Below are 11,336 nucleotides of genomic sequence, written 5' to 3'. Positions count from 1 at the left end.
GTCATTCACCACTTCTTGCTGATATTGGACTATGCGGCGTGCCGGAGAGGCCGGCACGCCGCATTTCGCGCTTTACAGGTTGAAGTCCGTAGTGGTGAGGTTGTGGTTCCCCTTGATGCTGAGGCGTAGTTCGGCGCTGCTGTCGCCGTCGACGCTTCCCTGGACGACGGTATAATCACCATCGTCACGCGTCTCGTGCGTGACGATCAGTTGCGCCGAACCACTGAGTGTGGAACCGGCCACCAGCGTGAACGCCTGATTCCCGGAGACACCATTGTTGGCGTCCGTGCCGCTCAGGTCGATCTTGTCTCCTGGCTGGAAGCCGAGGATGGTATCGCCATCTGCATCCTTTTCGGAGTTGAACAGGAACTTGTCGTTCCCAGCTCCGCCGTCAATGATGTTAACGGAGGCATTGGCCGTGATCGTGTCGTTTCCGGAACCCGTGACGACATTCTCGATGCTCCACAGCGTATCGTTGCCCGATTGGCTGCTTGATGCATAGCCTCTGCCCATGAAGCCGCTTCCGAGATCGACAGTCAGGTTTGCAGTTATCGCCGCCATGTCCAGCGTGTCGTTTCCGGCATCACCGTAGTAGACGTCATCGCCATCGCTGGCTTCGGCGATGAACATATCGTTGCCGCTGCCACCATGGGCTGTGTCGTTGCCGAGACCGGTCTGGATCATGTCGTCACCGGCGTCACCGAATACGCGGTCGTATCCCGCATCGCCGTAGAGCATGTCGTTGCCAGCGCCGCCCAGCAGGTCGTCGTTGCCGGCACCGCCGAAGACCATGTCGTTGCCCGCCTCCCCACTGAGAAGGTCGTCGCCGTCATCGCCACGCATAATGTCGTTGCCGGCACCGCCGGTCGCCACATCGTTGCCGGCGAATGCGACGATCATTTCTCCGCTTGCCGTGCCGACGAGCACATCAGCGTTGGCCGTACCGGCGACAGGAGCGCCGGCTGACGGGTCGGCAGCTGGCGTATCGTCTTCACCAGTGGCGGTGTCGCTGAACTGCGGCAGGCCTCCCTCACTCGTGAAATGAATGCTGTGCTGGCTGCTTGTCATTGTCGTCACGCCGTTCGCATCGGTCGTGACCACATAATCGTCGGCAGTTGCGCCGGCGGGCAGTTCAATGACGTCCTGCGGCCGCAAGGTGCCGACGATCGTGTCGTTGCCGCCATTCGAGCGGAACACGATGCGATGCGCAGAGGTCAGGGCCGAGATGTCAACCGTATCGTCACCGGCATTGCCGTCGATGGTGATCGTATTGAAATTCAGGCTGGTGAATGGCGCATTGAAATTGCCGATGACCTGGATCGTATCACCGTTATTCAGCCCACCGTCCGGTGTATTCGGATTGTTGTTGTTGTTAGCGGTCGTATTGAGCGTATTGACGCTGATCTCCTCGATATTGTCGAGCTCGGCGATGATGGTGGTCGTCAGTCCGACGGTCCGGGTAATGACGATCTCTGTGAGGGCTCCAGACACCGCAATGCCGGCCGCGATGGCTGCTGACTTTTCATAGATGCGGAATATTTCGGCTGTTCCGGCCACCCCGTTTACGATGAACGTGTCTATGCCACCGACCTCGCCATTGACCATGTCGAAACCATCTGTCGCGCCCGCTGCATTCCAGGTGATGGTGTCATTGCCGGTGCCAGCGAAAATGATGTCGTCGCCGGTACCGCCGCTGATCGTGTCGTTGCCATCGCCAGCATTGATGTTGTCGTTGCCGCCGCCACCGGTGATCGTATTGACCGCGCCGTTTCCAATGATGATGTCGTTGCCGCCGGTGCCGGCAATGTTGGCGGTCTCGACGCGGGTGATGTTAACCGTTGCAGGGTCGGTCAGGGTTCCGTCGCTGCCTGTATAGGTGAAGGAGCCTCCGGCCGTTCCATTGTCGGAGAGGGTAATGATGCCTGCTCCCGATGTCGGACCCGTTGCCAGGCCGTTAGCGCCACCCACAGCTGTGATGGTGACCGGTGAACCTTCCGGGTCGGCATCGTTGGCGAGCAGAGCCGCATGCGAGATCGTGAAGCTGGTATTCTGGGCCACGTTGGTGATGACAGTGTCGTTATTGGCGACCGGCGCATCGTTGGTAGCAGTGACATGGATTGTCGTCGTCGAAACCGGGCTGTCGAGCAGACCGTCATTGACGGTGACTTGCAGTGCACGATCACCTGCTAGAGGGTTTTCAGAACTGTTGGCGTACCGCACCTGCTGGATCGCCGTTTGATAGGCGGCCAGCGAGGCATTGCCCGTCAGCGTCAGGGTGATCCGCCCCGCGACAGTATTGTCGGCCGACGATGTGATGCCGCCCGGGAGGATACCAAGCACCGACAGGACATCGCCTGCGCTGGCATTGGTGAGGACGACACGGGCCGAAGCGATGCTTGTGCCGTCATCGGTGATCATAGCGCCCAGCGCTATTGCGACGGGCGCGCCGTTTTCAGCATAATTCGTCTCGTAATTGTTTCCAGGCGCCCCCGGAACAGGCGTGACTGTATCGATCTCCGTGCGAATGTTGACATTGTCGACGAAGAAGTTCTCGCCGCCTTCGAAAGTGCCTGCTGTCAGGAAGCGGATCTGCGTATTCGCTCCGATCATGCCTGCGGGGAGGGCCAACGAGAAGGTGTCGGTCGCGTTACCGCCAATCGTCTGCAGGTTCGTCCATGCACCGTTTGGATTTGTTGTATTACGCACCTGGATTGACACCGTTTCGCCAGCGTCAAGGCCAACGGCTTGCCAGTCGAACGTCAGGGTGGCTCTGGTGACACCTGTAAGGTTTACCGAGCGGGCCAGAGCCTCGCCACCATCTATGCCTGCAACAAATTGCAGCCTGCCGCCGCCGACATTCACGTCACCGCCTGCCGCGCTCGCATTGTCGCCGGTCTCGGTCCAGGCGCCTCCCCAGGCCGAAACGCCGTTATTGTTATTATAAGCGTTGGCGGTAAACGTGTCCCGGTAGGCCTGTGCCACTGTGGCAGTGGCCGTAGACGCCGTCGGCCCATGCAGGTCGAGCGTCGGCGCCAAAAGCGAGATGTCCTGATCGGTGAAATCCAGAACCTCGACGTTGCGGACGGTGTCCGTACCGTCGGTGGCCAGCCCACCGGTATGGGCCACTGTCACGGTGCCGTTGGGATTGAAGGTGATGTCATATTCGGCCCTGGCACCGGAGAATACAGCTCTGTCTACATCTGCAATGTTGTCGCTGTCCGGCTGATCATTGCTGTTGCGGATCGTCCGAACGATTGACAGTTGGCCGGGGTTGATCGTGCCGTTGAACATGGCGGCCGCGAGCGTCGTCATGCTATTGTGCAGCGCGATCGGCTGACCGGTGTGCTCCGTGTCGCCTGCTGCAAAGACACCGATCTGCACGTCGAGCCACTTGTCGCCGTCGATGATGTCATCGCCCGCCTGGCCGGTGATGACGTCGCTGCCGTCGCCGCCGAGAATGATGTCGCCAGCGCTATATTCAGTGACCCCAGCTCCGAGGACTTCCTGCAGGCCAGCGATCAGGGCGATGCCTTCAGCGTCGAGGGCGCTACCCTGATAACCTTCGGTACCCCCTTGAAGCGTGGGAAGCCGATCTGCAGCGAGCAGGTTGGTACCCGTCAGGACGTCGTTGAACCGCGTGCCCGACAGACCTTCGACCGATTCATATTCGTCGAGCGCAGCGTTCTGAGGCAGTGTCGGGGCCTCGTCGAAGACGATCGGGATCGACAAGTCGGCGTTCACGAAGTTCGGATTGTCCTTATAGGTTGCCCAGTCGAAGCCGGACATGCCCACCATCTTGCCGCGACCGGCGCTGCCGACGAAGATTTCGTCGCCGCCTTCGCCGATGAACTCGTCGAAGCCGCCATCGCCCAGGAAAACATCGTGGCCATCGATTTCGTCATGCGAGAAAACTTCGTCGAAGTTATCGCCAGGGGCGCCGTCAAAGGTGCCGGTTTCGATCCAGTCATTACCCTCGTTGCCGAGGATGCGTTCGGCGTTCTTGTTGCCGTAGATAAAGTCGTTGCCGGTGCCAGCGAAGACTTCCGAGCCCATGTCCGTTCCGAGGAAGATGAAGTCCTGGCCGTCATTGCCCATTACAAGGTCGAGACCAGGCCCGGCATGGACGACGTCATTGCCCTTGCCTGCCTTGATGTTGTCGTCACCGCCGCTGTCTACGATGATGTCGTCGCCGTCACCACCATTGATGATGTCGTTGCCGAACCCGCCTTCAAGACGGTCGTTGCCGCCATCGCCAAACAGCGTGTCGTCGCCGATACCCGCAATTATGATATCGTTGGCTTCGGTACCGCCCATGACCACATGGTCGCCTCCGGTATAGCGCAGATAGTTGGTGTCTGGGCCTACAGTTGCCGGATTGTTGCGGATGACAAGCTGCGTGAGAATGCCATCGCCGAGCGGATCGGTGCTCTCCAGAGTGCCGTCGCCATCGAGATCGTTAAACTGGCGGGCCTGGTTGACCTCGAGAATGAGGCCGGGGGTCGAAAACACGTCCGACGGCAGATGTGTGGCATCGGTATTGCGCATTATCATCGCGGCGAAGGAGTTGTTCTCCATCTCGCCGAAGAGATGCAGACCGTCAAGACGCTGCAGATAGTAGAAGCGGTCGCCATTCTGCAGCTTTTCCATCTGCATTTCGAAGACGAAGTTGAAGGTCGAGCCAAGCATGCCACCGAATGGCATGATCGCTTCGGCCAAGCCGCCTATCCAGAGGTCTACATTGTTGAGCCCCCCAAGCGTTCCGCCGGCATAGGCTCCGGTCGCGTTCAGGAAGTCGAGGCGATCTGCCGGGATTGCAAGTCCGCCGACCGACACACCAGTAATAATGGTAAGCGCCGCGTTACGCTTGCCTTCGAGTGTCGTCTGGCCGTCGATCAGTGCATGTGTGCCGTAGGCTGCGACGAAATTGATTATCGAGGCCTCGTGCTTCAGATGACCGGCGAAATCGACCCAGCTCTCATAGGGCTTGAGCAAAACATCCTGATTGGTGGCGTTGTAGAACTGCGTGCGTGCCGCATTCAGTGATGGCACGCCGGTATCACGGCCACGCGCCAGGTTGATGGTCGCAAGATCGAGCGGCAGGCCGAGCAGATTGTTGCGCAACGCACTGGTGACGAACTCGTCAATCTCGTTGCCTGCCTGCCGCGTCATGCCGCGAACGATTGCGCCTGCTGAGATATCCGCATCAACGGTCGCTGTCCCGCCATTGTTCTCGAACTGGAGTGGATTGAGAAAACCCTCGATCAGGCCAATATGGTCGGGGTTGAAGTTTGGATCGAAGCGGTCGATCGACTCCGTCAGCATCGAGTGGCCGAAGCGATAGACTACGTGGGCGAACTCGGCGACAATCGACGGATCAATGGTGACGTCAAACCCGTCTGGAACCAGGAACACGTTGATGTTCGGCTGGATCTTGCGGGCGAACTCTTCAAACACCAGGTGCTGATACTGCATCTCGGTGCCGAATTTGGCAGCCTGGAAGAGGCGCTCGCCATCCCAGACGAGGCTATCCGCGTTGGCGGGAACCTCGGTAACATCGCTAACGAGCCATTCGTTCAGGAAGGCAACAGCCTCGGCCTGCGACGCGCCGCCGTCCAGCATCGCAACGGCATCTGCAAACACCACTTCCTGGGTATGCTCGACCAGCCGGTTATGTTCCGAATGGAACACGTGGTGTACTGCTGTCAGACCAATATTCTCGTTGGCACGGCCATCGCCGGCAACATAGTGCGCATCGAGCAATTCGTTGTCGTAGACACCAGGCTCATTGCCGGGGTTTTCCAGCCCGATCTCGATATCGCCGTCGGCCAGGCCGTCCGGTACCGCATTGTGCGCGATGTCGGCCAGGAATGCATGACCGGTAAAGATAGCATTCGCCGGAACGAGGACGCCCAATCCTCCATTGGCCGTGGGGTCGCCTTCGACGAGGCCCGTTGCTGTCACCATCTGCGGGTAGCCATTGGCGCCGCGGATGAATTCGCCATAGGGATCGGTGGCGAGCAACGGGACGTTGCCGACATTGGCGTCGACAAGCTGGATGCCCAGCAGGTCGGCTGCCTGCGCCTTGAGATCAGCCCAGGTGGCCATGCCACCATTGCCGCCTTCGATAAGCTTGCCCGTCGAGACCGGATCGCCAGTAGGGTTTAGTACATAGGCGCGGAGGAAAACCTGATGAGACGGATGGGAGGTATAAGTCTGGTTCTGGTCGACGAACGACGTGGTCGTGTTGACCGGACGATCGGTATTATCAGCGGCTTCGTTGACCGCCGTTGTCGGATCGTCGTTCATGATTCCGTCGGCGCCGGGACCAGCCAGGGTAGCGCGTGTCAGAACCATGAAGTTGGTATCGCTGCCTTCAACATAAAGCGGATCGTCGGGCATCAGCGGGATGAAAACGGTGCCGTTGCCACCCTTGGCGACGAGGTCGAGACCGTGATCGAAGAACTGGCCGAACAAGGTGAACCAGGAATTGAACGGTGCCGACAGTCCTTCGTCAGGCGCCGCATTGGTGATGACGACATTGACACCATCGAGCTCGACGCCGTTGGCATCCAGCAGCGCGACCAGTGCGTCATCCTGGGCATCGAGAGCGGCCCGGGCGGTAGCCAGGTTGGCCGCGGTCGCTGCTGCAGCATCCTGCAAAGCCTGATTACCGGGGCTCGCAGATGCCGCTGCCTGGGCTTCGGCGTTCAGCCGCTCGGCTGTCCCCACGTCGTTGAACAGTGGCTTGAGTGGCTGATAGGCGGCGGTAATCTGTGCCGTTACCGTCATCTGCTGGGCTGCGGGGACAATGCCCGCACGCTGCAGCGCAGTCAGTATCGCTGAGGGATTGCCGAGCGTCTGATCGACGATCAGGTTTGAGACCGTACGGACATAGGGGTCGAAGACATCACCAGCACCTGCGGAGCCAGGCCCGTCATTGTCGACGCCGGGCTGATAGGTGACGGGAACCAAGGCCCCACCAGGACCGGCAGGCACCATGATCGTCTTGAATTGGTTGCCTAGGGGTTCGGGGAATTCGTTATCGGCAGCACCCCATTCCGGATGCAGCGGGTTGTTGTAGGTCCCGTCAACGGTGCGCAACCCCCAGGAGAGATTATAGGTCGGGATCGAGCCACCGACCCCGAATAACGGCTTTGCGACGTTGTTCGGATCGCCGGTCGATGTGCCTTGCCGGAAGGCGGCGTCCGCTTCCGCGATTTTGATCTGTTTCAAGATGAAATCGAGATCCGACCGAATATAGGTGACCATTTTACTCTCCCCTCGGATTGTCCGGAAAACACTATTGTTCCGGCGATGCTTTTCCCCACCCTGCATTCGCAGGCATCGTCTGCTTTGCTGCAGTTTTTGGACTGGGGTTCTGGAGATGAGATTGCGAACGCCAATAGAAAATCTTCAGCATTGTCTGCGATGATCAGATAATGTCTTGAGGCAAGGCTAGGAGATAGTTCCAAAGGTCCACTGACATTCATGGACTTTGGTCTTCAGGAGGCCGGGACTTTAGGCCCGGAAACAAATGTGACTTACGTCCCTTTCAAGAAGAGCTCTGTCTACATGAGAACCGGGTTCTTAAATTATTGGCATACTCTTGATCTGAAACAGCAATTTTTGATAGTTGCCGGGCTGGTCATCTGCAGTTCGATGGCAATTCTTGGCGAGTGGCTCAATGGCCAGATTGCCGAAAATCAGCTGAGAAGCAGGACCGAGTCCGGCGCCCTTTACATGGAGGGTTTCCTGGCCCGCCATGTCGAGGGGTCTGCACAAGATCCACAGGTTTCCCAAACCCGCAGCAAGGAACTTGACGACCTGCTAATCGGCACTGACCTCGCACGCCGGGTCGAAGGATTCAAGATCTGGCGCAATGATGGGATGGTCATCTACAGCACCAACAAGTCCCTGATTGGAAGGGTGTTTCCATCGCCCGATCTGAAGCGGGCCTTCGCCGGTCAAGTCGTCGCGCAACTTGAATACGGCCACGACGACGGTGAAGGCGATGGAGAGAAGGCTGATAGATCTCTCATCGAAATCTATGCACCGATCTACCGTGCCGGTACGCACGACATCATCGCAGTCGGAGAGCTCTACGAGGATGCTGACGAATTCGTCGTTCAGCGCGATATGGTTCAGCGTCAGACATGGGCGATCGTAGGTGCAACAACACTCGCCATCATGGCGTTGTTGTACCTCATCGTCCAGCGGGCGAGCAATATCATCGCTCATCAAAGGACGACGTTGAAGATGCAGCTTGCTCAGGCCCAGACCTTGGCGGAGCAGAATACCGAGCTTCGTAAGGCAGCCGACAGGGCGCGAATGGATGCAACGAAGTCCAATGAGCAGATCCTGAACCGGATCGGTGCTGATCTGCACGATGGTCCCGTTCAACTGCTCAGCCTGTTGATCCTCAAACTTGGAGGATTTTCAGAGGCACCCATCCGATGTACGACGACGATTGACAGCGCGCCCGTCGTCTCGGAGGTCGATCTTACTCCCTCGCATATTGCAGGTCAGGTCTTGACGGAGTTACGAGAGCTTTCAACCGGACTGGTAATGCCGGAAATCGAACACATGACGTTGGAGTCGGCTCTAGGCATGGCGGTCGATCAACACGAATATACAACCGGCTCGAAGGTCACACAGCACTATGACGGCCTGCCCGAGCGTGTCGTGCACCCGCTGAAGATCTGTCTTTATCGCGTCGTACAGGAAGGGCTCAACAATGCTTTCCAGCATGGCGGTGGACGCGACCAGCGGGTATCGGCCTCAGCAGACCCATTGACCATCACCGTCGTCATTGCCGACGATGGACCTGGTTTTGGATTGAACCTCGCCCAAGGCCGTCGCAGGCCGCTCGGCCTGCAGGGTATTCGCAACCGCGTCGAAGCCTTTGGCGGTAGAGTTGAAATCCGGAAGCGCCCACGCTCTGGAACGGAGCTTCAGGTCGTGGTGCCGATGGAGGGGAATGGCATCTAGTGACGTATGACAGTATCAGAGCCGCCTTCAAGTTTCTGAGCAGCAAGTAATACTTCCAGACGATTTCTTACATTCAACTTCTGCATCAGGATAGTCATATAGTTTTTGACGGTTTTTTCGCCGATCTGCAGGTCGGCCGCAATTTGCCGATTTGTGAAACCTCGTAGAAGCATCCTAATGATCTGGCCTTCACGTATGCTCAGCTTTACTTCGGCCCCGGTGATTTTCTTGAGAGAGGCCAACTTAAGCTCTTCGATGACCTTGCAGGCAAATGCAGGAGTAATGAACATATCGCCCCTATGGACGGTTGCGATGGCTTGGAGGAGCTCCTGTGCACTGCTTCCTTTGAGAACGTAGCCGCTTGCGCCAGCATTAAGTGCCCGCACAGCGTAATCGCTACCCGTCATTGCGGTAAACACCAGAATTTTCGTTCGGACTTTTTCGACCAGTTTTGCGATTGTTTCGAAAATGTTTCCCGGCATCATCAGGTCGACGACAAAGACGTCTGGCGCCAATCTCAGGCCGATATCCAGTATATCATCAGCGCTCGACCCAGTTGCTGTGACTGAAAATTCTGGCTGTTTCCTGAGGATTTCAGTCAATCCAGCAAGCATTAAGGGGTGATCATCAACCAGCGCCACCGAGATCGGACTCATGATTACACCCCACATAGAGTAAACATGATTGATATTACTATAGTAATTTCAAGTCAATGTAGCACATTTTGAGTACTTATAAAATACACCTACATCAACGTAGCTATTTCGGATTACTCATAGAAGCGGGATTAAGATCAAAGCGACTATCGTGAAGCGGATATGCGCCAAGGTCACTTGAGACAAACGCACGGTGTTCGATGTGAAACCTGGCGTCACGCCCACTTCAGGCATGAAAATCGACTACTCATCTCAACTATACACTCCCGCAACAGGACTGCGGAGGGCGAAGTTCCGTTTCATTCCTATCGAGCAAGACCTTATAAAAATAGTGGTGATCGGCAAAAGACCCGGCCACCGACCAGCACCTTGCAGGTGCAAGGCGACATCGCCAATATATTGGCCGCGATGGATGTAATTGCGGAGATGCAGCAAGTCGTCACCTTAACCCAAAACGCTCTGTTGGGCCGAATTGCGCCTTAGCGATATCGACATGGAGGTCAAACGCAAAAAGCTCCTCGAGGCATAGGCCGGAGCAGTTGTTGGTGATGTCTCGCGGGTGGCAGGCGTTTCGGGTAGTGCTCCTCGATTTGCTCTGTGTGCGACGATGTCGAACCGTAGCTGGCTATATAATCCCCCACGCCCGAAACCTCCCCCTGCCCGTCATCTCGCGCAGGCCCAGTTCGGAGACGATGCGCCGTGCGGCTTGCGGGGTGACATCGAGAGTTTTGGCAATCATGCCGGCCGACACTAACGGCTTTGCCATGACCAGTTCGATCAGTTCGGGCAGTTTGGACGAGGTGCGTCGTCCCAAAAGCTTGCGCTCCATCATCTGACGGGCCAATGCCAGCCGGTCATGTTCTTTTAAACCGATCTCAGCTGTGGCGACAAATGCCTCGGCGATTGCCAGCAGGCGGACTTCGCGGCTGCGATGGCGGCGGCGATCAACGGGGATGGTTTTCAGGCCGGTGTTTATGGCGGAGAGATGATTTTGCGTCGTAATGCCTGCCTGCCGCAAAAGCGCGGCCGACAACAAACGACCAAGCCACGGCGCATGCTGCAATACATCCAGACTGTTCCAGGCATCAAGCACAACAATCGCCTGCAGCATCGGCGGCAAAACCTTGGCTTGTCGCAGCACGGTGCGCCATTCCTCAAGCCGGGCGTCTTCATCCCAGTCGAGATCGTAGACCAAAGAATTCCGGTCATGACTGCCTTTCGCCGGGCCGGGCCGCAGCGCGTCCTCGAGGGCGGCTTCCGTGCGGGCCAAGAGCGCATCAATCTCGGCAAACTCGTCAGGCGGCTGATCTGCGTCACCGTCTTCAGACGTCCCCTGCCCTGCCGCAGCCTGATCGTCATCCGCGATCTCTTTCACCACGACCGATCTAGCATTACCCAACGATGCTGCAGGCCAAGCCTGGTCGGGTGACGTTTGTCGCAAACTTCTGATGCCGTCTGGCGACAGCGCCCAGGCTGTCGGTTGTGCAACAATCCGCCGACGGGTTTTCAGAACGTCGCGGGCGATGGTCAGTTCATGGGTGGGCGCGCGGACATCACGGGTGGCGTCATGGAGGACGAGGTCTTCGAGATGCACCAACTCACCGTCGATCCACAGAGACGCACAGGCGTCGCTAAAATTCTGGCGCTCACACCAGCTAGCACCGACGGATGAGCGGGCAACACGCTCATCGA

4 protein-coding genes are annotated in these 11,336 nt (G+C 57.7%); 1 reads left to right on the top strand and 3 read right to left on the bottom strand.

Annotated features, from left to right (window positions below; translation table 11 throughout):
* Positions 1–72: 72 nt before the first annotated feature.
* Entirely contained in the window at positions 73–7,269 is a 7,197-nt protein-coding gene (locus HGO37_RS24415) for a peroxidase family protein (protein WP_250985638.1), read from the bottom strand.
* A 219-nt stretch (positions 7,270–7,488) separates the two neighbouring features.
* Between HGO37_RS24415 and HGO37_RS24410 the strand changes: the two genes are divergently transcribed.
* Positions 7,489–8,988, top strand: a complete 1,500-nt coding sequence (locus HGO37_RS24410; protein WP_250985637.1) for a sensor histidine kinase — start codon at positions 7,489–7,491, stop codon at positions 8,986–8,988.
* On the opposite strand, the gene HGO37_RS24405 is transcribed toward HGO37_RS24410, so the two are convergent.
* Positions 8,985–9,644: a response regulator gene (locus HGO37_RS24405; protein WP_250985636.1), complete on the bottom strand. Its 660-nt coding sequence runs from the start codon at positions 9,642–9,644 to the stop codon at positions 8,985–8,987. The two genes, HGO37_RS24410 and HGO37_RS24405, sit on opposite strands and share 4 nt — an antisense overlap.
* A gap of 625 nt (positions 9,645–10,269) precedes the next feature.
* On the bottom strand, positions 10,270–11,336 hold a 1,067-nt coding region (locus tag HGO37_RS24400), incomplete at its 5' end, for an RHE_PE00001 family protein (protein ID WP_250985635.1).

This window comes from Rhizobium sp. CG4 (assembly GCF_023701965.1).
GTDB lineage: Bacteria > Pseudomonadota > Alphaproteobacteria > Rhizobiales > Rhizobiaceae > Agrobacterium.
The sequence above is the reverse complement of the archived record's forward strand: the minus strand, read 5'-3'. Positions and strand labels throughout refer to the sequence as shown.